This window comes from Leptospira langatensis, from assembly GCF_004770615.1.
GTDB classification, from domain to species: Bacteria; Spirochaetota; Leptospiria; order Leptospirales; family Leptospiraceae; genus Leptospira_B; species Leptospira_B langatensis.
Genome location: NZ_RQER01000011.1, coordinates 236,964 through 262,016, shown reverse-complemented (window position 1 = coordinate 262,016; position 25,053 = coordinate 236,964). Strand labels below are relative to the sequence as shown.

The 25,053-nt window shown below is 42.8% G+C and carries 23 protein-coding genes; 13 read left to right on the top strand and 10 right to left on the bottom strand.

Annotated features, from left to right (window positions below; genetic code table 11):
- Positions 1 to 57 precede the first annotated feature (57 nt).
- Positions 58 to 618 (bottom strand): dihydrofolate reductase family protein, encoded by a 561-nt coding sequence (locus EHO57_RS17280; protein WP_135642178.1) that lies wholly within the window; start codon positions 616 to 618, stop codon positions 58 to 60.
- Between the two features lie 275 nt (positions 619 to 893).
- On the opposite strand from EHO57_RS17280, the gene EHO57_RS17275 reads away from it, so the two are divergent.
- The gene (locus tag EHO57_RS17275; protein ID WP_135642177.1) at positions 894 to 1,403 is read left to right on the top strand and encodes an SRPBCC domain-containing protein; all 510 of its coding nucleotides are present in this window, start codon (positions 894 to 896) and stop codon (positions 1,401 to 1,403) included.
- A gap of 100 nt (positions 1,404 to 1,503) precedes the next feature.
- On the opposite strand, the gene EHO57_RS17270 is transcribed toward EHO57_RS17275, so the two are convergent.
- The 4 genes from EHO57_RS17270 to EHO57_RS17255 form a co-directional block, all read right to left on the bottom strand.
- Positions 1,504 to 2,118 (bottom strand): hypothetical protein, encoded by a 615-nt coding sequence (locus EHO57_RS17270; protein ID WP_135642176.1) that lies wholly within the window; start codon positions 2,116 to 2,118, stop codon positions 1,504 to 1,506.
- A 96-nt stretch (positions 2,119 to 2,214) separates the two neighbouring features.
- On the bottom strand, positions 2,215 to 2,976 hold the full coding sequence (locus EHO57_RS17265; protein WP_135642174.1) for a hypothetical protein: 762 nt from the start codon (positions 2,974 to 2,976) through the stop codon (positions 2,215 to 2,217).
- Positions 2,977 to 3,282: 306 nt separating this feature from the next.
- Complete coding sequence (locus EHO57_RS17260; RefSeq protein WP_135642173.1) at positions 3,283 to 3,840, bottom strand: dihydrofolate reductase family protein; 558 nt, start codon at positions 3,838 to 3,840, stop codon at positions 3,283 to 3,285.
- Positions 3,841 to 4,009: 169 nt separating this feature from the next.
- On the bottom strand, positions 4,010 to 4,459 hold the full coding sequence (locus tag EHO57_RS17255; RefSeq protein WP_135642171.1) for a VOC family protein: 450 nt from the start codon (positions 4,457 to 4,459) through the stop codon (positions 4,010 to 4,012).
- Between the two features lie 386 nt (positions 4,460 to 4,845).
- Here EHO57_RS17255 and EHO57_RS17250 point away from each other — a divergent pair, with 386 nt between their 5' ends.
- The 4 genes from EHO57_RS17250 (at position 4,846) to EHO57_RS17235 (ending at position 10,686) form a co-directional block, all read left to right on the top strand.
- Positions 4,846 to 7,560 carry a glycoside hydrolase family 5 protein gene (locus EHO57_RS17250; protein WP_135642170.1) on the top strand — a complete coding sequence of 905 codons (2,715 nt, stop codon included), beginning with the start codon at positions 4,846 to 4,848 and terminating at the stop codon, positions 7,558 to 7,560.
- A gap of 162 nt (positions 7,561 to 7,722) precedes the next feature.
- Entirely contained in the window at positions 7,723 to 8,304 is a 582-nt protein-coding gene (locus tag EHO57_RS17245) for a TetR/AcrR family transcriptional regulator (protein ID WP_135642169.1), read from the top strand.
- A 219-nt stretch (positions 8,305 to 8,523) separates the two neighbouring features.
- Positions 8,524 to 9,450 carry an alpha/beta hydrolase gene (locus tag EHO57_RS17240; protein WP_135642167.1) on the top strand — a complete coding sequence of 309 codons (927 nt, stop codon included), beginning with the start codon at positions 8,524 to 8,526 and terminating at the stop codon, positions 9,448 to 9,450.
- Positions 9,451 to 9,507: 57 nt separating this feature from the next.
- Complete coding sequence (locus EHO57_RS17235; protein WP_210409994.1) at positions 9,508 to 10,686, top strand: SDR family NAD(P)-dependent oxidoreductase; 1,179 nt, start codon at positions 9,508 to 9,510, stop codon at positions 10,684 to 10,686.
- Between the two features lie 3 nt (positions 10,687 to 10,689).
- Here the strand turns inward: EHO57_RS17235 and EHO57_RS17230 are convergent, their stop codons facing one another.
- Positions 10,690 to 11,199, bottom strand: a complete 510-nt coding sequence (locus tag EHO57_RS17230) for a TetR/AcrR family transcriptional regulator (protein WP_135642165.1) — start codon at positions 11,197 to 11,199, stop codon at positions 10,690 to 10,692.
- Between the two features lie 165 nt (positions 11,200 to 11,364).
- Here EHO57_RS17230 and EHO57_RS17225 point away from each other — a divergent pair, with 165 nt between their 5' ends.
- Positions 11,365 to 12,504 carry an FAD-dependent oxidoreductase gene (locus EHO57_RS17225; protein ID WP_135642164.1) on the top strand — a complete coding sequence of 380 codons (1,140 nt, stop codon included), beginning with the start codon at positions 11,365 to 11,367 and terminating at the stop codon, positions 12,502 to 12,504.
- A 31-nt stretch (positions 12,505 to 12,535) separates the two neighbouring features.
- On the opposite strand, the gene EHO57_RS17220 is transcribed toward EHO57_RS17225, so the two are convergent.
- Positions 12,536 to 14,356 (bottom strand): PP2C family protein-serine/threonine phosphatase, encoded by a 1,821-nt coding sequence (locus tag EHO57_RS17220; RefSeq protein ID WP_135642161.1) that lies wholly within the window; start codon positions 14,354 to 14,356, stop codon positions 12,536 to 12,538.
- Positions 14,357 to 14,681: 325 nt separating this feature from the next.
- Between EHO57_RS17220 and EHO57_RS17215 the strand changes: the two genes are divergently transcribed.
- The gene (locus EHO57_RS17215; protein ID WP_135642159.1) at positions 14,682 to 15,500 is read left to right on the top strand and encodes a helix-turn-helix transcriptional regulator; all 819 of its coding nucleotides are present in this window, start codon (positions 14,682 to 14,684) and stop codon (positions 15,498 to 15,500) included.
- A 22-nt stretch (positions 15,501 to 15,522) separates the two neighbouring features.
- Here EHO57_RS17215 and EHO57_RS17210 read toward each other — a convergent pair whose 3' ends face one another.
- Complete coding sequence (locus EHO57_RS17210) at positions 15,523 to 16,677, bottom strand: adenylate/guanylate cyclase domain-containing protein (protein ID WP_135642157.1); 1,155 nt, start codon at positions 16,675 to 16,677, stop codon at positions 15,523 to 15,525.
- A gap of 187 nt (positions 16,678 to 16,864) precedes the next feature.
- Between EHO57_RS17210 and EHO57_RS17205 the strand changes: the two genes are divergently transcribed.
- From EHO57_RS17205 to EHO57_RS17190, 4 genes are read left to right on the top strand one after another with little or no spacing between them, the layout of a single operon-like run.
- On the top strand, positions 16,865 to 17,632 hold the full coding sequence (locus tag EHO57_RS17205; RefSeq protein ID WP_246050769.1) for an MBL fold metallo-hydrolase: 768 nt from the start codon (positions 16,865 to 16,867) through the stop codon (positions 17,630 to 17,632).
- Between the two features lie 37 nt (positions 17,633 to 17,669).
- Positions 17,670 to 18,095, top strand: coding sequence for a YeeE/YedE family protein (locus tag EHO57_RS17200; protein ID WP_135642155.1), 426 nt, complete (start codon positions 17,670 to 17,672; stop codon positions 18,093 to 18,095).
- Positions 18,092 to 18,529: a DUF6691 family protein gene (locus EHO57_RS17195; RefSeq protein ID WP_135642152.1), complete on the top strand. Its 438-nt coding sequence runs from the start codon at positions 18,092 to 18,094 to the stop codon at positions 18,527 to 18,529. The genes EHO57_RS17200 and EHO57_RS17195 overlap by 4 nt, the downstream gene beginning before the upstream one ends.
- A 6-nt stretch (positions 18,530 to 18,535) precedes the next feature.
- The gene (locus EHO57_RS17190; protein ID WP_135642150.1) at positions 18,536 to 19,345 is read left to right on the top strand and encodes a sulfite exporter TauE/SafE family protein; all 810 of its coding nucleotides are present in this window, start codon (positions 18,536 to 18,538) and stop codon (positions 19,343 to 19,345) included.
- A gap of 120 nt (positions 19,346 to 19,465) precedes the next feature.
- On the opposite strand, the gene EHO57_RS17185 is transcribed toward EHO57_RS17190, so the two are convergent.
- Positions 19,466 to 20,314, bottom strand: a complete 849-nt coding sequence (locus tag EHO57_RS17185; RefSeq protein WP_135642148.1) for a class I SAM-dependent methyltransferase — start codon at positions 20,312 to 20,314, stop codon at positions 19,466 to 19,468.
- A 168-nt stretch (positions 20,315 to 20,482) separates the two neighbouring features.
- Positions 20,483 to 21,073 carry a TetR/AcrR family transcriptional regulator gene (locus EHO57_RS17180; RefSeq protein WP_135642146.1) on the bottom strand — a complete coding sequence of 197 codons (591 nt, stop codon included), beginning with the start codon at positions 21,071 to 21,073 and terminating at the stop codon, positions 20,483 to 20,485.
- Between the two features lie 1,263 nt (positions 21,074 to 22,336).
- Here EHO57_RS17180 and EHO57_RS17175 point away from each other — a divergent pair.
- Both EHO57_RS17175 and EHO57_RS17170 read left to right on the top strand, forming a co-directional pair.
- On the top strand, positions 22,337 to 23,545 hold the full coding sequence (locus EHO57_RS17175; RefSeq protein ID WP_135642144.1) for a helix-turn-helix domain-containing protein: 1,209 nt from the start codon (positions 22,337 to 22,339) through the stop codon (positions 23,543 to 23,545).
- Positions 23,542 to 24,831 carry an LA_0442/LA_0875 N-terminal domain-containing protein gene (locus EHO57_RS17170; protein ID WP_135642142.1) on the top strand — a complete coding sequence of 430 codons (1,290 nt, stop codon included), beginning with the start codon at positions 23,542 to 23,544 and terminating at the stop codon, positions 24,829 to 24,831. Before EHO57_RS17175 ends, EHO57_RS17170 begins: the two co-directional genes overlap by 4 nt.
- Positions 24,832 to 25,053 lie beyond the last annotated feature (222 nt).

The window sequence follows — 25,053 nt, the reverse complement described above, 5'->3', positions numbered from 1 at the left end:
AGCCGACGTTGTATCGCTCTTGCAAGATAACGTCGGCTCAATAGAAAAGAATTCCACTCACACACTTTTTCTGTAACGAAGGGCAACGGCGCCGGACTCGAAAGTTTCCGAACCAAGAAGGTCTAGCCGAAGCCTTTCGTTTAACTTCACGGCATCGAATAACTTAGGACCATTCCCCGAAATTACCGGATGAATCACGAAACGATACTCATCGATCAAATGAAGTTCTGAAAGCTGCGAAGCAAGACTCAAACTGCCGACCAAGATATCCTTTCCCGGCTTCTTCTTTAGAGAAATAACTTCGTCCGCAAGGCTCTCTTTCGCAAGTCTAGTATGTGGGTCCTCTACCTTTTTCCATGTTTTAGAGAATAAAATCTTCTCCATTGAATCGAACACTAAGGCAAATTCATTCGTGATCTCTGACTCCGACTGATCTCTCGCGACATCGGGCCAAAAAGGGACCATCAATTCGTAAGTAACCCTTCCATACAATAAGACATCCCCATTACGCAATAGATCTGCAAAATACTTATGTAACTCATCATCGGCCGCTACCATGTCCGTGTGACTGCAATATCCATCCGCACTCATATTGATCGCAAAAATAACTTTCCTCATTATTCTACCTGCTTACGATTTTTTATATCTTCTCCGAAATTCTCTTTTGGAGATATTCTCTCTCCCCGTTCCAATCGGATCTCTCCAGATCCCACTCACAAAGCACATTTCAAGCTCTTAAAGAAGGCATAATCACTTGAAAGTAAAGTACGTTTTAGATAAAGATGAACCAATGCAAGATCTTCGGCAAGAAAGAAAAAGTTTGACAATTACTCATTATATATCCATATAGTTATATAAATATACGGCTATGCAAATACCAGGAGATATCAAAAATGAACGCTGACCCAAAACTGAAGATCGAATTAAAAGGTGAAACCGAAGTCGTATTCACGCGTTATTTTGACGCTCCGCGTAAATTAGTATTCGACTGCCACACCAAACCGGAACTGATGCGTCGATGGTTAGGCTCAGAAGGTATGGTGCTGGAAATTTGCGAGGTTGACCTTAAAGTGGGAGGCAAATACCTATTTGTCTATGCCGCTGCAGAAGGAAAGAAATTCGGCGTCTATGGAAGTTTTCGGAAAGTGGTTGTACCGGAAATCGTAGCCAATACCGAAAATTACGCGATGGACATGACTACCTTTGATCCAAATGCTCCGGAAGATCCGAACGCATTTGTGGAGACACGGACCTTCACTGCGCAAGGAAACGGGACATTGATGACCCATGTCTGCCAGTTTGCATCGGCCGAAGCGCGCAAAGAGATACTCGAAAGCGGCATGGTAGAAGGATGGGAAGAAAACTACCAGGGACTCGAGAAACTTCTTTCCACACTCGCGTAGTCTGTTTTGTCAGAGGGATAGCAGCTTAATTTTTTAAGCAGGCTATCCCGAAGGTTGGCTAGCAGGCGTATAGACAAAGGAAGTCATACAAGCCGGTTCATCAGACTTCATTAATATAATATCCCTTAAACCCTTCGATTGCGAACTCGTCAACAATATCGCTCGTCGCTAAAATTAATGGATGCTTCTCGTGAGAAGAACCGAAATGAATATTACTTTCAAATAAAGAATTTTCCACTTCATCTATATTTTCAGAAAAATGTAGTGTCCCTGGCTTAACGATAGACGAATACTCATTGCAGGAAGAACAAAAGTTCGTCTTCCTATGCGTCATTTTACTCTCATTCAAGTGAAGAACATTATTTATTCTAAGAATATAGAAACTTACATCATGGCGAATCCTTTCAAATTGAATGCCAGAAAAATCTTTCCGGACACAGAAATCCTTAAACCTTTGAGAAGCAATTAGATAACCGTCATATGTTATACTCAGGTCATAAACTCCTCTTTTTAGCTTAAAATCCGGATTAACGTAATCGAATGACTTTTTGCTCCCGCATGTCTCGCATAATGAATGATGAATGCTACCATTCTCTGCATACATCCAATCATAATGAACGCGTTGAGCAGAAGACAATTTCTCGCCGGAAATGGTCTCATTGCTTGTCATCACGCTATTATTATCCTCAAATGTTAAACGATATAACTTTGACATTCAATCTCCAAAGAGTAAAAGCAATGTTCCTAACAAACGGACCATGCAGATCTCTCGCATGCAAGCTTGCTTGGAAATGATGATAATCCATGATTCTTAACCAAAAGGGTCTTTCGAGATCATTTCGGAGACTTTCCTGGGTTTCACATCCGTCGGAGGATTGGAATTATACTTCAGGATAGATTCCGGAATATGGTTCCAGTGACCGTAACTGTACCTTTCGTTTTCAGCATCGTAAGACTCGCCTACTTGTATATTACCGATCTTTTGAAAATCATATTCAGCTTTCTTAAAAAACTTTGCGTAACAGTATTGGAGGTAGGGTTCATATTGCTCGCGAAAGTTTTTCACCATCAAGCATTGGCCCTTCTTGAAATCTTCGATAGAAGGAAACTTGGGCATCATGAAATCCAGGACCAATATCAGATTCAAACCCCATTCGGATTCCTTTTGCCCCGTAAGGACAATTGCACCTCCAAAATTCCCTTTCAAATCTATTGCCAAGCAATCGCCAGCTGTGAAAATAGAATCACGGAGTCTCGTCTTTTTGGGTTTCTTCGGACGAGGGTTAGCTGTCTTTAGTTTCTCTAGAAATACTAACAAAGCTTCATTGCGCTTTGCCAGATCTTTTGGGCTTGCTCCCAGTTGCCTCCACCGCGCAATGTCGGCGCCGGATTCGACAATCCTCGAGATTTCCGTTAAGGTATTTTTCGACAAGGATCCGCAATCCCATTCCGCCTTAGCAATGGCAAAGAGGATATCATTGGCTTCGTCCGGATCGTCCAAGGATGAGGAAAATTTCTCGCGGATCTCGTTGGACAAAACTTGGAGTTCTACATTGGCATTGAATGCATTCATGAATTCCCTGTAGGCATCACGATATGTATCACTCGATGAAATCGATATTCCAAATTGACCCATAAAACTTCCGAATTGGTTTTCTTAGCAGTGTATGCAACACATATAACGACAAGCCTAGCCGGCCCTGCTTGCGCGTTATCTTTTCTATTATAACTTACTTTCTGGATAAGGTGCTTTGAAGAACGTACTTTTTACATAATAGCAAAGTACGCTCTTCTCAGATATATTCTAAATGTGCAGCGATCGCTCGCGAGTCACGAAGCGATATCCAAACACTATGGAATCGTCGACAGTTATTAATCCTTACTCTGGAACGTATCGAACGATTGTGCCGCCAGTAGCAAGAGGACGAGCTTCCAGCAGTTTGAGTTTCTTATAAGGAATACCCGAGTTAAATAGGAGCTTGCCCTTCCCTAAAAGTGCGGGGGCAATGCATAAGCGGATCTCATCAAACAGTCCAGCTTTCAGTAAAGATTCGGAAAGGTTACCACTACCGAACACAAACATATCTCCGTTGCCTTGCTGTTTCAATTTGGGAATTTCAGCCACAGCATCTTTTACGATCGTAGTGTTTTTCCAGTCCGCCGTTTTAAGAGAAGATGAACATGCGATCTTTGGAAGCCCATTCATGAATTTGGCAACCTCTCCTTCGTCCCCACCTTCCGCCTTTGTCCAATAGTCCGCCATCCCTTTGTAGGTGTTTGCACCAAAGACAAGCATATCGGCCGACCTTAATTGAGTGAGGCTCAATTCCTCCAGCTCATTCCCCCAAATGAGTTCATGAAAGCTCAGGTCCCAATTTTTCTCGCCTTCAAAGTACCCGTCCAAGGTAACTACATTCCACATTATTAATTTTCTCATAATATCATCCCTCTATCGTAAAAGAAAAATCGAATTTATCTATATATAGAAAGATTGTCTTCCATTTTCATTAAGAAAATTATTTTTTGATTAGGACTTAGCGACCGAGGTATGAGCGAGAAATCAATAGAAATCTTTGTCATGAGTTCTCTAGAATGTCCATCCCTGTTTAATTAGAGATTTGTTCCGCGAGTCCAATAAGAAGCCCTTCCACTCCGCGGATATAGCAAAGCCGATATATGTTCTCATACTGAACGACTTCTCCCACGAGTTGAGCGCCTTGCCTCATGAGCCTGGAAAGCAATTCGTCAAGATTGTCGACCCGGAGCATAATGCGAAGGTATCCGAGGGAGTTCACAGGAGCTGTCCTGTGATCTGCCACAGTTTGAGGCGAAAGGAACCGAGAGAGTTCGAGTCGGCTATGCCCATCCGGAGTAACCATCATTGCGACCTCAACGGATTGATTTCCCAATCCTGTTACTCGCCCGGCCCATTCCCCTTCGACCATCATTCTCCCTTCTAGCGTCAGCCCTATCTCTTTGAAGAATGAAATTGCAGTATCGAGGGACTCAACAACGATACCTACATTGTGCATTTCCAGCAAATTACTCTTTGTCATGGCCTTCTCTTTTTATGAAATTCTTAGGTGGTATGACCGCCTCTACTCATAGATATTATTTCTCACCCTATAGCAAGGAAGTTTACGAAAATCTTCCAGCTTTAATCAAATGGGAATTAATCCAAATTTACCAAGACAGCATCCATAATGAGAATCTAATCCGCCTCTCCGGGAAAGTATATATTAAGTAATTATAATTTACCTCCCTTTCCTCACATTAGAACTTGCTCTTCCTACACATAACAAACGCTTTAAAAAGAAAAAAGTGGCTGTTCTACGCTAGATCCCTTCAGTAATATAAATGATTTATAAGTGTGCTCCGTTTAATAGTGCGAACATATACAAACATCCGTGATTGATTGGGAATTCTTTGGAGAGAATTTAAAATGTTTATTGGAAAAAGATTGAAGGTTTTCTGTTCCATCTTAGTGCTTTGGGTCTCGGCGGCCAGCTGCTCGCCTGACTCGAAGCAGTCGTTGTTTCCGTTCTTTTCGCAGGCATCCCAGTCTTTTAAGTCTGTTGCTTTCTCTGCGATGTCTTTGGCCGGCTTTAGCACTCCTCCCGTGCCCCCTTTGAGCACGAGCGGCAGGTATATCGTAGATTCGAATAATAACCGCTTTAAGTTGAAAGCGGTAAACTGGTATGGCGCTAGCGATACTCGTCAGGTTGTGGGCGGCTTGGATAAACAGCCTATCTCGCATATCGTTTCCTTGATTCAGGAATGGGGCTTTAATTCGGTCCGTCTTCCTTTTTCAAATAAGATGCTGCACGATTCGAGTGTCGTTCCGAATGATTATATTTCTGCGAACCCTCAGTTATTCGGCAAAACTGCTTTAGAAGTTTATGATGCAACCGTGCAGGCTCTGACTTCTGCCGGGATTGTCGTGGTCTTGAATAACCATACGACCTTCTCCGAGTGGTGTTGCGGTTTCGATTATAATGGAGAATGGTATCATACCGGTTCTTCTTTTGCATACAACCAGACCCCGGAGATGTGGAGAGCGGATTGGGCTTTCTTAGCGGATCGCTATAAAAGCAATAAGCTTGTAGCTGCTGCGGATCTTCGTAATGAAGTGAGGACTATGCGTTTCAACGATACATATCTCCCGAATAGTCCGAATTGGGGCTGGGGGAATATCGACGATTGGCGCTTGGCCTCTCAAAATGCGGCAAATGATATTCTTCGCATCAATCCGGATATCTTGATCGTGATCGAAGGGATCAATTGGTGGGGAGCGATCCCGATCCTCGGTTCCGGAGAACGTCCCTTCTTAAAACCTGTACGTGATCTTCAGGCTCATATTCGTGCGATGAACAAGTTGGTATATTCTGCACATAACTATGCTTATATCGGCCCTAAGCATAATGGGGACGATGCCACTTCCGGCGGGAATATCAAATACAAGGACATGGATCTGGATACTTTCCGCAATACGATCACGGATGAATGGGGATATGTAACGAATCCGGATACGATCACCACTTATCCGGTTTGGTTAAGTGAATTCGGTGCTTCGCCCGGAGAGACCAATCCAGCGGATAGAGAATGGTTAAAGAGGATCGTGGACTACTTGATCGATAAGGATATCGATTTTGCGATCTGGCCTTTGAATGGAGAAGACGAATGGGGTCTCGTGACATCGGATTGGTCCCAAACCAGAATGGACGACTGGCGCTTTGAACATTTGAGCCGTTTGATCTCGAACAATGGTAAGACAGGAACAGTGTCTAACGTGGATCATTTCACTCGTTTGAACTTTAACGGTGTGGATGATAACGCGAGCACGATCGATAACGATTGGTTGTCCGGTGCGAATAAAGGGACTTGTCCCGACGGAGAACGCTTCTTAGGCTTAAGCCAAGACCAACGTGCCCTCTGCGGGGATACTAAGTACGGCAAACTTTGGAATAGCGATCGTGCGATCAATGTGCAAGCAGTGTATGAGACTCCTACTCGTTCTCATGATACCGGGGATTGGGCCGGTGGCTTCACCAAGTATGAATGTCCTACGGACTATTATGTTGCCGGCGCCACCAAGCATTCCTGGGGAACCAGTGGTGTTCTCTGTGCGCATAGCAAGATCCCTCTGGCAAACTCTTGCCGAACCGTTTGGTTCGATCGTGGCGATAATCGTTCTTCTCAACGTGCTGGCGACTGGGCCCCCGGTTCTTATAAAGGCCAATGTGCCGATGTGGAATATGTTGCTGGGATCGCGCAAAGAAACGGCGGGGCTGCTGCTCTTCTTTGTTGCTCTTCTCCTTTAAGCGGAGAACTGCCTTTGGTCTATAATGCGAAGGACCTTTCCCATCGTACAGGATTTGCGGATGGAAATGCCTGGGCCGTGACTACCGCGGATTATTCTGCGGATCACATTCTCTACGGACCTTACGATAGAGGTCGTTGGGGCACCGGCTATAAGCAAGCGATCTTCCGCATCTTGGTGGATGTGACGAACGCAAATAACGATAAGGTTCTCACAATAGATGTGTTTGACGGTCAAGACGTATTGGCCTCCAGAGATATCTATAGAAAAGAATTCATAGGTGCCGGCCAATACACTCCGTTTATCCTAGACTTCAATATTGCCCCTGACAAGGCTGATCGTCCTATGGAAGTACGCGCTTGGTGGTATGACACTTCTTATGTGAAGATAGATAACGTCACTGTCCAAAACCGGAATGCGATCGGCGACCTTCCTTTGGTATATAAGGCCAAGGATCTGGGCCATCGCACAGGCTTCGCAGAAGGAGACGCATGGGTCGTGACCACTGCGGACAACTGGGCAGATCATATTCTGTACGGTCCTTACGATAGGGCTCGCTGGGGGAGCGGAAATAAGAAAGCGATCTTCCGGATGATGGTGGATGTGACAAATGCGAATAACGATAAGGTAGTTACCTTAGATGTGTTCGACGGGCAGAATGTCTTAGCGGCAAGAGATGTGTATCGTCATGATTTCGCAGGCCCCGGTCTTTACACCAATTTGGATCTCGACTTTAGCATCTCACCGGACAAGGTAGATCGTCCTATGGAAGTACGTGCCTGGTGGTACGATACTTCATACGTGAAGACGGAAAATGTTACCGTTCAGAATCGCTGATCCATCAAGTAGCTTTTAGGCGGATCTTCTTTACCTAAAAGATCGATAAGACCGAAGTTAGGGTCGGCTCAACTCGAGTCGGCCTTTTTCTTTAGGCGGAAGAAATGTAAGTTTCCGTAAATATACTTTACTATATTTACTAATATAGTAAAGTATGATCAAATGGCCCAATTGTCAGAAAAAGGTCCGACAAAAAAAGAAAGCATTTTGAATGCGGCAATCGGTGTCTTTGGTCAATTTGGCTTTCAAAAAACGTCCGTGGACGATATAGCCGAAGCAGCTCATTTGTCCAAGCAAGGGCTCTACCTTCATTTTTCCAGCAAACAGGAAATCTTTCTAGCATCATTACAAAAATACTTAGACGATGGATTGATCTTAGTACAAGAAGAGCTATCTAAAGGAAATTCTTCCTTATATGACCGACTTCTTGGAGCGATGGATGCTTGGTTCGGTCGTCATTACGCCACATTTTCTCCGAAATCCTTCGATATCATCAAGACCGGCAATAGTATATCCGGGGTACAGATCGAAAAATATAAAGATATGTTTCGATCAAAGATAGCAAAGGCAATAGCGGAATCGACAGAGTTTAAACGAAGTAAAAATATCTATTCCCCTAAAGAGATCTCACAAGTGCTTTTTCTTTGCGGACTCACTTGGAAGGAAGAGGATGTGACTTCTAGAGCCGATCTAATAAAAAAATTCGGCCTTTGCATTCGTGTTTGCTGCCAAATCGAAACCTAACCAGACCCCGTAAACCCCCAGCCAATCCTAAGGAATTACAATTCGTCAAGAGTTGATCGGCATTTCCATACTATTAGCTCACGTTAATTTTAAATTAAGTTGACTAATTTTACTATTTTAGTAAAGTAATTAAATAGTTTATTCAGTCATAGAATTAAGATATGCAGTCTTTACGATCGTATTGCAAACGATCCAACAGATAGCAGTAAGGAGATTTACATGAGAAATCAATTCTTGAGATTCTTAGTCCTTATAGGACTAAACGCGTGCAACCCGGTCTTCAACGGAGCAATCGTTCGGCAACCAGCTACGACTCCAAAAGTAAATCCTGCGAATCCTGTAAGCGTGATGATCTATAAGGATAACGAATTCGGTGCCGAATGGCTGAAAAAGTCAAATGCAGAATCTTTAATATTAAAAGCGAAAGATGGGACCACCTTGCATGGATACTACATCCGAAATGATCGTCCTTCGAAACAATTAGTAATTCTAATACATGGGCATAGAGCTGATGCGAGAATGATGGCAAAATATGCGGTCTTATACCAACATTTAGGTTATAACGTTTTTATGGCGGACAACCGAGCCCACGGGAGCAGTGAAGGAGAATACATTGGAATGGGATGGTTGGACAGATTAGATTATTTGGAATGGATCGACATTCTAATTAAGAAATTAGGGAAAGATACTAAGATCGTACTCCATGGAGTATCCATGGGGGGAGCCACCGTCTTGATGATGAGCGGAGAAGCATTACCTTCGCAGATAAAGGCAATTGTAGAGGATTCTGGGTATACTTCAGTTCATGATGAACTTTCTCATCAAATTAACAATTTATATCATATACCTACTTTCCCGCTATTGAACTTAGCAAGTTCTAAGACGAAAGACAAGGCCGGATATAGTTTTGAAGAGGCAAGTGCTCTCGAAGCAGTAAAAAGATCCAAGACCCCTACTCTATTTATTCACGGAGAACAGGACAATTATAACCCAGTGTGGATGGCACAAAAGCTTTACGAAGCGGCAAATTGCCCTAAAGAACTCTGGATTGTTCCCGGCGCATTGCATGCAATGTCCTATCACGATCAGCCGGAACAATACCGAGAAACGGTTGCAAAGTTCTTAAAGAAGTATACTGCCAAATAACCTTTCCCGAAAGCCAAACTCTCTCGATCTATCTTACCATAGGAAAAGGAAATCACTATGAAACCCAAAATCTCTTTTAAAAGGAAAACAATATTGATTGCAGCTATTCCGCTCACTCTTCTTGTATTTTTTTATGCCGTTGTATTATTCATATTAATAAAAAATGATGGATCATCTGCCGATCCGCTTTATTCAGGACCGATCATTCCGAGCGAAGAGCAACAACCGATCCAAAACAGTTTCGGTCATAGTACGGAGGCGATGGATGTAGTCAAAGGGCTAGATCTAACTGGAAAGATAATAGTAATGACCGGAGGACACACCGGAACGGGAAGAGAAGCTGCAAAGGCATTTCTGAGCGTCGGAGCAAAAGTCATAGCACTGGCACCGGATATTGAATGGGCCAAAAGCAATTTGAAGGGATTAAAGAATGTAGAGATCGAATACTTGGACTTATTGATCCCTTCTTCTATAGAAAGTTTCACACAGAAATTTCTGAAGTCGAACAGACAAATCGACATCTTGGTAAACAGTGCCGGTATCCATAATACTCCATTACAAAGAGATGCACGAGGATTTGAACGGCAATTTGCAACAAATGTTCTGGGACATTTCGAACTTACGGTCAAGCTCATTCCCGCTCTGAAGAAAGCGAATGGAGCAAGGATCGTGAATTTATCTTCTCGCGGACATCGACTTAGCAATGTGATCTTTGAGGATATTAACTTCGAACATACTCCATACAACGGAATGGTAGCGTATGCTCAAAGTAAAACTGCATTATCCCTTCTGACTGTAAAAGAAGACGAGCTTTTACAGAAATATCATATCCGAGCCTTTGCAGTGCATCCGGGCCCAATTCCCACTTCCGATCTTTTTGCAGGTTCAATGGTGGGTTATTCACCAGAATATAAAGTAAATCTTAGTAAATTATTAGCCGTAACACTGAGGACGTTCTATGCTACCGAAATTCTAAATTTCCTGAGAAGACCGAAGAACATCGGAGATATTTACAAAACTGTAAAGCAAGGAGGCGCTACTACTGTTTGGGCTGCGGTCAGTTCCGACCTAAATGGAAAAGGAGGACTATATTTAGAAGACTGTAATATAGCGCCTATTGTTCCTATCGACAGTAAGGCTCCATTCGGTGTTAGGCCATGGGCTTTGGATAAAAATGCAGCCGACAAAATTTGGAAAATTTCCGAAAGCATGACAGGGATCTATTATAAGGAATAAACGTCATTCCTCCCATCCGTTCTTTAAGATCTCAAAAAGCGATTCTAAAGTCTTTTGAGGACGAGAGGAATCGCTAGCTCTAAAGAACGCATCTAGGATAAAATGCGCAATGGATCCCGCTTCTACATCGCCCAATTTATTCTTCGCCTCTTTCTGAAGGACTTTCGCAAGAGAGCTCTCATATCTCATCGTAATTTGCCTCTCATAATGAGAAAGTTCCGGGGTCGATTTGATAAAGTTCCTAAAGTCTCGAACAAGCTTGCGATTCACAGAGTTGAATGCAGGATTCTTCAATCCAAAGTCAAGAAGCGCGTCCAGTATCGATACTCCTTTTTTCCGGGACAAGACCGCATTCAGTAGTCGTTCTTCCCTTTCTATATCCTCATCGAAGACAAGAGACTCTTTGTTTGGAAAATAATTAAATAGGGTTGGCACAGAGACATTGGCTAGTTTGGCGATTTGAGCCGTTGTGACCGCATGATAGCCTTGTTCCATAAAAAGCTTTGTCGCCATATCTGAGATCGCCTTGCGGGTTTGCTCTTTCTTTATCTCTCGTAATCCCAAAATCAAAAATCCTTCTCGGTTCTTAAATATTCTAATAAAATTTAATTGACTTAAATATTTTAGTCAATTAAAAAATAAAGACCGACGTCTTATTTATAAAAAGGAGATCTAAATATGAACCAACAGAACCACATTCCGATTGCAATCATCGGCGCCGGGTTAGGAGGCTTAACTCTCGCTCGAGTTCTCCATGTTCACGGCATTAAATCTAAAATCTATGAGGCAGAAAGTTCCGAAAGCGCAAGAACACAAGGAGGCATGCTCGATATCCACGAAGACAATGGACAGTTGGCTCTGAAGGCGGCAGAACTGTTTGAAGAATTTCTAAAGATCATTCATGCCGGAGGCCAAGCAACTCGATTACTCGATAAAGAAGGCAATATCCTACTCGACGAGCCCGATGATGGTACAGGCGCTAGACCCGAAGTACTTCGAGGAGATCTTCGTCGAATTCTTATCAACTCGCTTCCTTCCGACACGATCCAATGGGGACACAAGATCCAGGAGGCATATTCGATCGGTGAAGGGCGTCATGTATTGATTTTTGCGAATGGCTCTTCTGTGACTACTGACCTACTCGTTGGCGCTGACGGTGCTTGGTCCAGAGTTCGTTCGCTTGTTTCGGAAGCAAAGCCTGTATACACTGGCACTTCTTTCGTTGAGACGTATCTATTTGATAGCGAGAACCGCCACAAGACAAGTGCAGATGTAGTCGGAGGAGGCGCGTTGTTCGCACTTGCGCCGGATAAAGGAATTGTGGCCCACAAGGAGACCAACGGAGTATTACATACCTACGTGGCTTTAAAGAAGCCGAAGGACTGGATCGAGAAGATCGACTTCTCCGATCCTACGAAAGCCTTGGTAAGTGTTGCCGACGAATTTGATGACTGGGCTCCTGAATTAAAGGCTCTTATTATGGAAGGTGAGACTGCAACCCCTCGTCCCATCCATTCCCTTCCTGCAGATCATAAATGGGCCCGCGTTCCTGGGGTTACGTTATTAGGAGATGCAGCACACTTGATGGCGCCCTCCGGAGAGGGAGCCAACTTAGCGATGTATGACGGTGCCGAACTTGCCAAAGAGATTGCAGCGAATCCAAGAAATATTGAAGTCGCCTTGGCTGCCTATGAAAAAGAACTCTTCACTCGCAGTGCCTCTGCGGCTCTAGACGCCGAGGTGATCTTTGAGGCCTGTTACGGCGACAATGCACCTGAGAGCCTACTAGAGTTCTTTACGAACATGGAACCTGCATAGCGAGTCAGTCGCTATTTTTCCGATCTGGCCCTTAATTATAAATACGATTCTTGCTCCTGATCTTTTGGAGCAATTTTTTTAAGGGCTCATATTCCGGATCGATTGCTTTCAATCTGTCCAGCAAATACTTGGCCCGTTCATGCTCTCCGGCCAAATAATAGATCTTTGTCAGATTCATGAGACTGCTTCTACTGTTCGGATAACGGAAATGGTAGCATTCTCCTAGATCTGCTGCGAGCTCTAAATTGTTGATCTTTCGATTACTGATCGATGCGATCAGAAACATGGTATCGTTCTCAGGAAAATGATGGATTTGCTCCTGGGCAATTTTAGCAGCAGACGCAAAATCCTTTCGTTCCAGTGCATTACGAAGCGCTTGGCCATTTGCACGAACATACTCTTTTTCATTCGCAATCGGTTTTTCCTCTCTCTTGCCTTCCACATTGTACGAAATACGCATCAAACTTAGATCATCCGTAAGGTCTCCTTGGTTTACAAGGAAATCCTTGATCTCAACCAAGTCCCCCTTACCTTTTCGAACAGCCTTCAGGAAAAGTTCTATATCACCATTGATCTCTTGCATTCCTGTTTCCGGCTTCTTGATAGAAATATCGTCTCTTCCGTCGGAGCCAAGAATGATCGAATCTCCCGGTTTGAGTAAGAATGTTTTCAACGTAAAAACATTCTCAATGCGATGAGAGTCGCTTCCTTCTTGGATGATCCTGTCAATGATAGGCATACCCAACTTACGTATATAAAGCTCATCCTCCAGATAGCGAGCATCACCGTCCCTATACAGAACTGTCCAAGGATGTTCTGCGTTGATATAATAGAGAAACCCTCTTTCTTCGTCGACCAATCCGAAGACAATCGACATGAACATAGAGCCGTCAAAGGATTCGAAAATTTTCTGAAAGTCTAAGTAGCAAGCCTTGATCCATTGCTCCGGATATTGGTGTTGGTATTTCTTTGCCATGGCCCTAGAGAGACAAACTCGGAACACACTGCCCATGATGATGGCTCCAGCGGCTCCTTGGAGGGATTTGCCCATCGCATCTCCATTTAAGAAGGTTGTGTAGTGCTTACCTCGTAAAGTGATCCGATCGGAAATACAAATATCGCCGCCGATCTCATGGATCTGGTTCTTATAATAGAATTTCTTTCTCTGCTCGATCAAGGATTCGACCTTCACTGGTCCCGCATGTTCTTTTACCTGACTGAGAGGATTGCTCAAATAGCTGATCAGGAAATAATCCTTCTCTTGCATTTCCTTCGCCTTAGTGACCTCACCTAAAGCAAGAGTTAATTGATTAGACTTTCTTGATATAGTAGTTATCAAATAGTAGACCGTCATAGATACGATCCCGCCGATAGCAACTATATTGAGCGCATAAAAGATATCTATCAACTGCTCCGGAAGTCTGTGTCCCGACGGATTCCCGATCAGCTTGGGGGAAAAAACCGATCCGACAACGATCAACATGAAGGCGGATCCCCAGTAAAACGCGCTGCGGGCCCCTTGGTAAATGAACGTGGCGATCACTACCGGAAACATCCAAAGAATGACACCGCTTGCATTTTGATACCCGCCTAACGCTCCCTGCAAGATTGGAGGCAAGATAAAATATAGTCCAAAGCAAGTAACCATAAAGACGGAGAAACCCGACTCCCCCTTCCACCAATAATAAAGAAGAGTAAGTAACCCGCAGGCAGAGTATATAACGGGAATGATCGCCGCCAAATACAGATCATAAAACCAATAGGTCAAGGACCAGAAAGGAACGAGCAGGATCGTCACCCCGAACAATATGACCAGGGCACGACGTTTTAATTCTTGGGATGAATCCGTCACAGAGTAACTGTTACTTTCAAGGAAGTAGAAGGTCTGATCTCAAGGTCATTTACGGGAACCTCTCCGGATCCACTCGCAAGCTTAGAAATCTCGGCAAAAACGCCCTTCTCCGATATTTTTTCGCTCGGATTTTCCGTTTTTGCGTCCAAAGCCAGCTTTATCATATAGCAATAGATCATATTATAGAGTAGTATATTCGTTCCAACCTTCTACCCAAGCGCAGGGTAGGTTAAATTCTCCGTGACAGGTTGATTATATTTGCGGAAGATGAAAGCTCCTTGTATAATTCTGCAACTTTGAATAAAAACTTTGCCAGGCTCTTGCTATGATAACTGATTCACGTCCACTCGATCGCCAAGAAAGGATATTCATTTGGGGAAGTCGTTGCCTATTTGCAGGTTATCTGCCCGACCTAACATTACGTCGAAGAGCGGCAGCAACCGTATGCATAAGCTTGGATGGGGAATTCCAAGTTTCTTTGAACGATACCGATTGGCTCAATTTTCGGACGGCACTCATTCCTCCCATGGTAGATCATTCGATTCGATTCTCGGGAAAGTTTTGCGTACTACTCTTTATGGATCTAAGTGGTCCCAATTATGAATCCCTAAGATCGTCGAATGAAGAAAGAGAAAATGAAGGTATTTTTATAGGCTTGCGAGAAGAAGAAGAACTGTTCGATAAGATCAATCAGATCCTATCCACTGATTCCGTTTCCGACGAAGAAATATTAGAATTATTGAATCAAATTCCCCCGATACCTACGGATGGAACAAGGATCATAGACCCTCGTATCCAAAAGATCGTAGAATTGATCACTACAATGCCGCATGAAGATCATTCCGCAAAGGATCTGGCAGAATATGCCGGAATGTCCGTTTCAAATCTGGAACACCAATTCAAGAAAGAGATCGGCATCCCCTTCCATTCATTTCGTACTTGGTTCCGACTTAAATTAACAGTGTATTCCCTTCTGCATGGAATGAGCCATACTGATTCTGCGCACCGGGCAGGATTTTTCGACTCCGCTCATTTTACTCGGACCTTTCGCTCCACTTTCGGTTTACCTCCATCCGAAATATTCAGAAGCACTAGACATCTGAGATCATTTATCGAAGTGCCCGCAAGTTATGTAGAAGCTTAATTGTCGTAAGACATTAAGTTCTTCATTCATAACTGAGATAGGTTGTCATCGGTCCCTTGCCCTTTACATCCACTAATCTACGAATTTCGATCTTAGAAGTATCTCTCAACAGATCATAAGTCGTTTCGGAGATCTGTATCCTACCGGATACTCCATGGGATTCCAATCGACTTGCGGTATTTACCGCATCTCCCCAAAGATCGTAAGCGAATTTCTTTTTCCCGATCACACCGGCGACAACAGGTCCCGAATGAATTCCGATCCGCATTTTCATGGGATTTCCGGAAGGATCCTTTAAGGTCCTAACGAATTTTTGCATCTCGATCGCCATTTGCATCGCACTCTCCGCATGATGCTCATTCCAAATCGGAATTCCAGCAACCGCCATATATGCATCTCCTATCGTTTTGATTTTCTCCATTCCATATTTTTCAGCGAGAATATCGAAATAAGAGAACACATCGTTCAGAAAATGGACCAAGGCTTCCGGAGAAACTTTCTGAGAGATCACGGTAAAGTTCTCTATATCTGCAAATAGTATGGAAACCATTTGATATCCGTCTGCAATCGTAGAAGGATTTCGTTTCAATCTCTCTGCGATCGGTTCCGGTAGGATATTCAGAAGAAGGTTCTCTGCGCGATCATGCTCTTGCTTATTCTTTGAAATAAAATAGTATAAGCTGAAAAACGTTAAGGTCCCCGCACCCATTATGTTTATAACGAAAAACAGTATCTGCAAATTACGCTCTACCTTAGGCGCAGGCAGCTCCAGGTAAATTTCGGCGACTCCGGTAGAAACCAGAACGATCAGGAATAATCCGAACCAAACCAAGCCGTGGCGGACCGGAGCGAAAGAAAGCGCGCCGAGCGGACAGAGGATTGCCCAAATGATGACCGCTCCCGAATTATTAAAACCTCCTAAGCTTAATTGCAGAAGCACCGGAAGTATTAAAATGAAAAGAAACTGAAGAAATCGAAAAGCTAAGTATTTGCCAGTAGCAAAAACAAATAATAGGCTCATTAGGCTCAAAAGCGCGTATCCTCCCGGGATCATAGCCGATTGTGGAAACCCTAATGCAAAATATAGAATACTCCATAAAAAACCCGCAGCGGTAAATGCCATGGAGAAATTAATAAGCCCGTCCCTGTGAAGTCTTTCTCGTTCTCTTGTCTTCATGTGATACTTCCTGTATCACTTATTGACTAACGTAAAAACATTCACTGCTTGTATAATCCTGCAAATTCCCTAAAAAAATGAACCTCTCCATAAAATTTTCCTAAACAACTGCAGGAATATACAAGGTGGACGGATCAGGGCAATGTATATTGCTGTATATGCACGTTACAAAGGATGAGACTCAAGTATGAAGGATATTCTTTTTTACCAGCTTTTCGAACCGCAATCTTCTACGTATACATATCTGATAGCAGATCTAAAAACAAAGGAAGCGGCAATTATCGATCCTGTTTGGGAAACCGTAGACAGGGATCTGAAACTGATTAGCGAACTAGGTCTTTATTTGATGTATATATTAGAAACGCATATTCATGCGGATCATATTACCGGAGCTTCCGAGATCCGGAAGAATACCATGGCAAGAACCGCAGTAAGCGCTTTAGCGGAGATCGATTGCGCGGACATTCTACTCGTGGACGGACAGGTCTTAGAGCTGGGAGAAAAAAGAATAAAGGCGATCTCCACTCCAGGACATACGAACGCGTGCATGAGCTTTCTCTTCGAGGGAATGTTGTTTACGGGAGATTCCTTGCTGATCCGGGGAACAGGAAGGACCGATTTCCAAGAAGGATCCGCTTCCAAGCTTTATGAAAGTATCACGCAAAAGTTATTCACTCTTCCGGATGATATTCAAGTTTATCCGGCTCATGATTATCACGGAATATCAAGTACCACTATCGCTTTGGAAAAGGAACTCAATCCGAGGATCGGAAAGAACCGCTCTAAGGAAGACTTCCAAAAGATCATGGATGAGCTACAACTTGCTGTCCCTAAGAAAATGCATATAGCTCTTCCTGCAAACAATGTCTGTGGGAAATCCGAAGTAGTGAAATCAATGATCGAAAGTAATCTTTTAGGTTATAAATTTACATCTAGCATGGCAGGTGGCAGATGAACTGGAATGAAAAAGACCTGCCCAAGGAGTCAGAAGAATGTCAACAGAATGGATGATGAGCTTAGTCGGCGGAACAATGATCGGTATCGCCGTTTCCCTCATGCTTCTTTGGAACGGAAGAGTTACCGGAGTGAGCAGTATCGTATACGGGGTCTTGGTACCTCACAAAGGCGATATAGCCTGGAGATGGTATTTCATAGTCGGACTACTATTAGGTGGACTTTCTTTGAAAATTACCGCTCCTCAATTCCTGGCGATCGAAGTCCAGACAAGTACATGGATAGGCGCTCTCGCCGGGACTTTAGTCGGCTTTGGTGCGATGCTCGGAGGAGGTTGCACGAGTGGACACGGAGTCTGCGGAGTGAGCAGGGTTTCTCCTAGATCGATCGTTGCAACGATCGTTTTCATGTCGGCGGGAATGGCAGCTGTAGCCTTCCTTCGTAAAACCGGGTTAATGATATGACTTATAATATAGGCGCGCTGATCGTAGGGTTATTATTCGCCATCGGCTTAGGTGTGTCCGGGATCTTACAACCTGCAAAGATCATAGGATTCTTAGATGTCTTCGGGAAATGGAACCCTGCCCTGCTATTCACTATGGCAGGCGCAGTAGGAGTCCATTTCATCACTTACAAATTAATACGTAAGAGAAAGACGCCGATGTTCTCTAAAGAATGGTTTATTCCAACCCGGCAAGAGATCACTCCAGCTTTGGTCATAGGAAGTTTGATCTTCGGGATCGGTTGGGGACTTGGTGGCTATTGTCCTACAGTTTCAGTCACTACTCTTGCGAGTTTCGAGATCAGACCGATCATCGTCTTCGCAAGTATCATATTCGGAATGTTACTCTTCGGATTCATAGACAAGAAAATGCATCTAAAAAGCAAACTTGAATGACCTAAGATGTTGCTCTTAGGTTATATCTCCTCCTTTATTATGGGAACCTTACTTGGCTTGATTGGTGCTGGAGGTTCCATCCTAACGGTTCCCATACTTTTTTACCTCTTCGGACAGGATGCGGTTATCGCTACAACAAACTCCCTCTTTATCGTCGGGACGGCAGCGTTAGTAGGAGCATTCATTAGGATCAGAAATGGAGATGCAAATATAAAGGTTGGGATCCTTTTCATAATACCAAGCTTTCTAGGCATTTACATCGCAAGAAATCTCATTCTGCCCGCAATTCCAAATGTATTGGTTTTTCCATTCGGGATTACGTTAACAAAATCCCCGTTGATAATGACCGTATTTGCGATCGTAATGACCTTTAGTGCTTTTGCAATGATCCGCTCCAATGATCCTAACAGTCAGGAATCTTCTAAACCCAAAACAGAGCCTTATGATTTTTTAGCGATCGGCTTCAAAGGTCTTACAGTAGGAATGATCACCGGCTTTGTAGGAGCTGGCGGAGGCTTTCTCATCATCCCAGCTCTTGTATTATTATTGAAATTTTCAATACGGCAGGCAATCGGCACATCCCTTGCTATTATCGCCGCAAACTCTCTCTTCGGGTTTGCAATCAGTTTCACGCCTGCGCAAAGCAAAAGCTGTCCCTTGCTTCTGATCATTAGCATTTTAGGGATCGGAGGAATGATCTTAGGACAGACACTTTCCTCTAAAATGAATGAAAAGTATCTAAAAAGCGGTTTTGGTTATTTTACATTAGCAGTTGCATCTTCGATCTTATTCGATCAAGGCCTGCGAGTATTTTAATAGTTTAAGAAAGAATAAAGTAAGAAAACGATTTATTATTAAATTTCTTATTTGGTTCTTATTATACAATAGAAGAGTGATCTACGGATCGCACTCGATCCGTAGATCAACGATTATCGATTAAGGTTTCTGTCCGTAAACGACTAAAGAGCTTGAATCTATCATCACACCGTCTTTCGGGTATTTCTGATTAACCAACTCAAGCACTTCCCTTTTTATTTTTTCCTTCATCGCATCATCGGCTTTGCTCAAAGCCGCAACGATAGGTGCGGCCACTTCGGTCATAACGTTCCAATATGTTTCCGCTGTACCGCATTTCAGTTTTCCATTGACCTCTTTAACAGAGACTTTCTTCAGGCCTGCTTTTAAAAAAAGATCCGAAATGACGCCGTCACCTGCACAGCGAAACATTCCAGGTGAACCAGGAGGAGGTGCCGGTATCTCCATATTTCTATTAATAACACCCATAATGGCGGTGATCCAAAAATTCTTTTCGGGAACATTCCAAACGGAAGCAGCAATTTTTCCTCCCGGCTTAAGGACCCGCACCATTTCATTTATCGCCAATGTCATATCCGGAAAGAACATAAAGCCGAAACGACAGCTAATAGAATCGAATGTTTCATTTCCAAAAGGCAATTCACTTACGTCGCAGGCAATCGTATCTATATTATTGATTCCGCGAGCAGCTGCATTCTCTTTTGCTATCGCTAGCATATCTTCAGCGAGGTCGGTAATGATTACATATCCGTTATTGATCTGCGATGCAATAGTGAGTCCCGGTTCCCCAGTTCCTGCAGCCACATCTAAAACTATATCTTTACTTTTCAGATCAAGCAATCGGATGATCTCATTCCCCATCGGCTCTAAAAAGTCCATAAAGAGGTCGTCCCACTTTTTCCAGCCCGATGAAAATCTATTCCAAGAGTTCCTCTGTTCTTCCCTAATTTGCTCTAATTTTTGGATCATTTGATATTCCCCTAATTTAGAAATGTTCTAAATAAGAGATCGTACTGCCTGATTCGATTGAGGCAGGTCTCTTATGGCCTATTTGACTTACTGATCGATCAGTAAGTCAAATAAAAACATAGCCCCCAGAATGGGTCATCCCTTAAGTGCTACAAAAAGAAGAACCAATTACACGATCTTATTGTCGATCGCTACGCTATTGGAGAGTAAGTCAGAAATTTTCTCGGCAAAATCTTCGATGGAGAATGGAGCGACCTTGCCCAGTTGCAATGTGCCAAATAGCTGTCCGTAGCCAAAGCTCGTGCACATAAAGACCCAAGATAGGATTCGTACAGATTCTGGATCGTCCAGAAAACGGCTCACTTGCGTGCAGATGGCAGAATGGACCGCCTGCAGTTTCTCATAGATTACTTGCCTGTCGGATTCGCCAAAGTTCGGAAACTCAGCCAAAAGCCAGCGGTCTTTCTTAACATTGGCCGATTCGTGTGCGCAAACTTTTATCGTAATACAAGAAAACAATTCCTTGAGTGATGTCGCGTTCGCACATTCTTGAAAAACAAGCTCCGGCTCAGGCAAGAGCGAGCGAAGAACGCCTTTTAGAATCGCCCCTTTTCCTTCCTCATAATAGTAATAAAGCGCGGCAGTTGTACAATTCGCCGCATCCGCAATCTGCTTTATCGAAACTGCATTATAACCGCGGTCTATAAAAAGCTCGCCGGCAACAGTCACAATCGTTTCGCGTAGACTTGTTTCTTGCATGATATTTAGACCAACCTGAGACTTAAAAAACCGTTACCTAAAGTTACAAGATTAAATTTTTACACTATGTCAACTCTATTCTTGCTCCCTTTACGTTAGCTCCTATTATCCCCCAAGAGCACTCCTTAATCCTTTTCTATATTAGAAATCATGCGATCGAATTGCACCCTTGCCTATCGCAAAGCCTATTCAAAGTCGTGATCGGCTATATTAGGTCCTTCTATAAAACAATGGCACTCAGTATAAGACAAACATGAAAAATAGCAATGCGAAAGTAAGGATTTTCCGTAATTTATAATCACTCGTAAAATGCTATTTAGGCGTTTAAATACAGATCTCCTCGATAAAACGATGATCGGGCAATTCCCAAGCATTTTATCAAATCGGAACAAATCTATTTTATGTGCCAGGAAGATAATAAACAAACAACACACGGAAGACTTAAGTCAATAAAACCGTTCTCTTATTCAGAAAGAAAAAATCTGCATTCAGAAATCATAAACCTCACAGCTCAGGCCGCACAGTCAAAATCAGCCACCTCAAGAATTTCCTAAACACTCCGTTAGGCTTACGAGAATAAAGTTAGCTCACCCACTTCTCCCAAGTGCCAAACACAAAATTCTCCCCAATCCGATAAAAATCCCCCAATGCAATGGCGAAGGATTAAATAAAGCATTATAAAAATATAAATAAGCATGGATCCCGAAATGTAACGCAAGCTCAGTCCTGGAACATTAAATCGATTCGCCTCAAAAAGACTAACTGGACAGGACTGTACCTCTAATCAAATATGCAGGAATACAAAGAGCTGCAATCTGGAATACACAAGCGAGGACTCAGTTCAGTTGCAAGGATTAGCAAAGCAGAAGTGAGCATCGACCTTATATTTAATACCCATAAAAGTAGCGTCCATTCCCAACCCACCGAGCAGCCGAATTCCTTTTGTATTTATTTCTATTCTTAGCTTATATAAAGTCTCAACATGACTCTATTCGATCTTAGGTCGATCTGAAACTCTGGAAATAAGATTCTGAAATTTAGATTGACATTGATCAACTTACTGATCGATTAGTAAGTAAAGAATTCGGGCATGGATCGAGCATTCAGCAGCTTTAATCATTATTCAGCATTTACCAAAATAGACAATTATTCTGCTTCATTTTGCCGGTTTGGCAAAGGCACAAATTTACATTTTTATAATACACCACTGAAGGCGACCGAGATCCATATTAAACGAAAGAAAGGATCCAGAAGGTTTTCATTATGTTGATCTTCATTCCAGAACTTCTGAACAAGTTTGCCGATTTCTTCCATCTAGCGGGGATCGTAATTTGTCTGTTAATAGGATTGGAAAGATTGTCCCAAGCAAGAAGACAGACGCGGAATTTACAGTACGCGGCAGTCTTCATCAGCGTTGGATCTTTCCAACTCCTTGCAAAGATTATAGGGTTCGAAGCAAGGATCGGAGACCAAAATACAATACCAGAAACAGTTCATATCAATATATATTTTGGCATTCTAATATTCTCCTGTTTAATGTTAAGGGTGCTGATCCGCAGATCGTTAGGTTATCCAAATCACCCTAAAGCGATTCTAATAAATTTTTCTCATTCATTAGCGATCATGCTACTACTGAATTTTGCTTTAAGGGATAATTTGCAAATAATCCTCTACTGCGATCAGATCTGCCTACTCATTTCCACTTTCACGTTAGTAGAAACCATTGTAATTTACTTTCGGGACGGACTCTCTCGAGTTTATTTAAACGCCTGTGCAATCGCGCTATTAGCCAGCATATGCAATATTCTTGATTTAATGGGTGTGATGTATTCGGATCCCCTTCTACTAAAAATCGCAGACTCAATACCGAGCCTTTTAATAATATATTTCTATTTTCTTGCTGTAAATTTTCCCGAAGTCATCGAAGAAGAATTTGTCGGACACCGAATTTCCGGAATATACGGCTATGCAGGATCAAGAGAGATAATTCAACATTATTCGGATGAATTGCAGACTTCCTCATCCGAGAAGGAGGATCTAAACATTCTCTATGGAATCGATCTGATCCAAATGGAAAATAAGATCCAGAAATTCATTGATGAAAAAGTATTTTTGCACGAAGAGTTGAGACTGCAGGATTTTTCTGCTTACGTAGGAGTCACTCTCCATCAGGTTTCTTACTATTTAAATAAATATAAGAAAATAAGTTACACCGATTTTATCAACAAACTCAGAATCCAAGAAGCCTACCAAAAGATTCTCCAAAACGCTAATAAAAATCTGATCGATATCGGCCTTGAATGCGGGTTCAACTCGGATTCCTCTTTTCGCCGAGCTTGCATTCGATTCACGGGGCTTTCTCCAAAGAAGCTGAAGAAGGAGATTTGGAAACATGGAGCCCCCATCGAAAACAAAGCGAAGAATACCACGAAAGAAAACAAAACAGAAAAGTTGGAAAGTAACTCACAATGAAAACACGCTCCATTCTAATTTTCTTATTCACCTTATCTTCCTCGTCCTTCCTGGATCTTGAAGCCAAAACAGTCTATCTGCGAGACGGTAAAGTTTTGGATGGAGAAATAATCAACCAGACGGCGACGTATGTCGACTTGGAGTTACCGAATCACGAAGTATTGCGGATCCAGAAAAAAGCGATCCTTAAAATCTCATTTGGCAAATCGGATCCTCAGAAACCTAAAGTTTTAGTCGAGCAAACAGAAGAACCCCGCAAAGAACAAGCCCCCGTTAATTCAGTCGCAACGGAAGGCAACAATCCTCCAAACACAGGTCCCAAATTACCTACAAGAATAGTTAGAGATCCTTTACAGAGACATTTTCTGGAATTCTATGTCGGAGGAGGAAGCGGTAATCTTTCCTCTCATACAGTTGGCTTCTTCTATAAAGTCCAGAGTATAAAAAATATCATAGCAACAGACATTCCTTTTGTTCTCGCGAGCGGCCCAAACAGAACATCTAAAGATGCAACCTCCGGAGGTGCGGCCTATAAGTACAAAAGATTCAATGTGGAGGCAGGAGGGTTTTCGATCCGTTCGACTACAAGCTCTCAAAACGTTGGTGTAGGAACAGCCAACCCGGCTATTATTTCAGGAAGTTATCCGGAAGAACTCAGAGGAGCTACCGCAAAAATCTCCTATTCATTCCTTGCAAAACCGAATTACGAATTCTATCCTACACTCGGATACCTGCAAATTTGGAACAAAACGAAAGACGATCATTCAGCACTTCTTCAAGTTGGGAATTTAGCAGGGAATTCCACATTCCATGCGTTGGAAAACCTAAAGGGAATGTCGATCGGACTCGGCTTCGCTTATCATTTCGGATCGAAATGGGAGATCAAAACAGAGATCGAATCCATTACCCTGAAAGGGAGTCAATCCATCCGCCAAGATTTTATCTATTCTCCAGTAACCCCTCCGTTTACGTTAACGGAACTTCCTTCGACAGATATCATCGATTGGAAGGCAAAAGGGTACAACGCATCTTTCAGAGTAACGTATTTTTGGAAAATGGGATTGGGATTTTGGATTGGGATCGAAACTTACAGATGGCGATACGAATTCCAGAAAGGTGATTTTGTAACCTATCAAGTAACGACGGCTCCGAGTCCACAGCAAGCCCTGATAGACAGTATATCTCAAAATTATTACGCAAGCCAGATCGGATCCAGTACGAAGGCAACCTCTGTTCAGATCGGATTATCTAAAGCGATCAACTTCGGGCCAGAAGAGATCTTTTGATATCAAAAGTAAGATAATGCACATGGAAACAAACTCATAGTTCTGACAAAGTTTTCATCGAAATTATATATGATAGGTCCCACTTATTCCAATTTATAATTTGAACGATTTTTTTTATGATCTGAAGGGCTCCTCTATTTAAACACTGTTATAACTTGCAACGAAAGTTCAGCGAGGGACCGAGCGTTAATTCCTTAAAATGTATCGTTAGATCATTTCTAA

Bases quoted from the DNA above. Each gene is read 5' to 3' on its own strand.
- EHO57_RS17280 (WP_135642178.1), bottom strand. From the start codon at position 618: ATGAGGAAAGTTATTTTTGCGATCAATATGAGTGCGGATGGATATTGC.
- EHO57_RS17275 (WP_135642177.1), top strand. From the start codon at position 894: ATGAACGCTGACCCAAAACTGAAGATCGAATTAAAAGGTGAAACCGAA.
- EHO57_RS17270 (WP_135642176.1), bottom strand. From the start codon at position 2,118: ATGTCAAAGTTATATCGTTTAACATTTGAGGATAATAATAGCGTGATG.
- EHO57_RS17265 (WP_135642174.1), bottom strand. From the start codon at position 2,976: ATGAATGCATTCAATGCCAATGTAGAACTCCAAGTTTTGTCCAACGAG.
- EHO57_RS17260 (WP_135642173.1), bottom strand. From the start codon at position 3,840: ATGAGAAAATTAATAATGTGGAATGTAGTTACCTTGGACGGGTACTTT.
- EHO57_RS17255 (WP_135642171.1), bottom strand. From the start codon at position 4,459: ATGACAAAGAGTAATTTGCTGGAAATGCACAATGTAGGTATCGTTGTT.
- EHO57_RS17250 (WP_135642170.1), top strand. From the start codon at position 4,846: ATGTTTATTGGAAAAAGATTGAAGGTTTTCTGTTCCATCTTAGTGCTT.
- EHO57_RS17245 (WP_135642169.1), top strand. From the start codon at position 7,723: ATGGCCCAATTGTCAGAAAAAGGTCCGACAAAAAAAGAAAGCATTTTG.
- EHO57_RS17240 (WP_135642167.1), top strand. From the start codon at position 8,524: ATGAGAAATCAATTCTTGAGATTCTTAGTCCTTATAGGACTAAACGCG.
- EHO57_RS17235 (WP_210409994.1), top strand. From the start codon at position 9,508: ATGAAACCCAAAATCTCTTTTAAAAGGAAAACAATATTGATTGCAGCT.
- EHO57_RS17230 (WP_135642165.1), bottom strand. From the start codon at position 11,199: ATGGCGACAAAGCTTTTTATGGAACAAGGCTATCATGCGGTCACAACG.
- EHO57_RS17225 (WP_135642164.1), top strand. From the start codon at position 11,365: ATGAACCAACAGAACCACATTCCGATTGCAATCATCGGCGCCGGGTTA.
- EHO57_RS17215 (WP_135642159.1), top strand. From the start codon at position 14,682: ATGATAACTGATTCACGTCCACTCGATCGCCAAGAAAGGATATTCATT.
- EHO57_RS17210 (WP_135642157.1), bottom strand. From the start codon at position 16,677: ATGAAGACAAGAGAACGAGAAAGACTTCACAGGGACGGGCTTATTAAT.
- EHO57_RS17205 (WP_246050769.1), top strand. From the start codon at position 16,865: ATGAAGGATATTCTTTTTTACCAGCTTTTCGAACCGCAATCTTCTACG.
- EHO57_RS17200 (WP_135642155.1), top strand. From the start codon at position 17,670: ATGTCAACAGAATGGATGATGAGCTTAGTCGGCGGAACAATGATCGGT.
- EHO57_RS17195 (WP_135642152.1), top strand. From the start codon at position 18,092: ATGACTTATAATATAGGCGCGCTGATCGTAGGGTTATTATTCGCCATC.
- EHO57_RS17190 (WP_135642150.1), top strand. From the start codon at position 18,536: ATGTTGCTCTTAGGTTATATCTCCTCCTTTATTATGGGAACCTTACTT.
- EHO57_RS17185 (WP_135642148.1), bottom strand. From the start codon at position 20,314: ATGATCCAAAAATTAGAGCAAATTAGGGAAGAACAGAGGAACTCTTGG.
- EHO57_RS17180 (WP_135642146.1), bottom strand. From the start codon at position 21,073: ATGCAAGAAACAAGTCTACGCGAAACGATTGTGACTGTTGCCGGCGAG.
- EHO57_RS17175 (WP_135642144.1), top strand. From the start codon at position 22,337: ATGTTGATCTTCATTCCAGAACTTCTGAACAAGTTTGCCGATTTCTTC.
- EHO57_RS17170 (WP_135642142.1), top strand. From the start codon at position 23,542: ATGAAAACACGCTCCATTCTAATTTTCTTATTCACCTTATCTTCCTCG.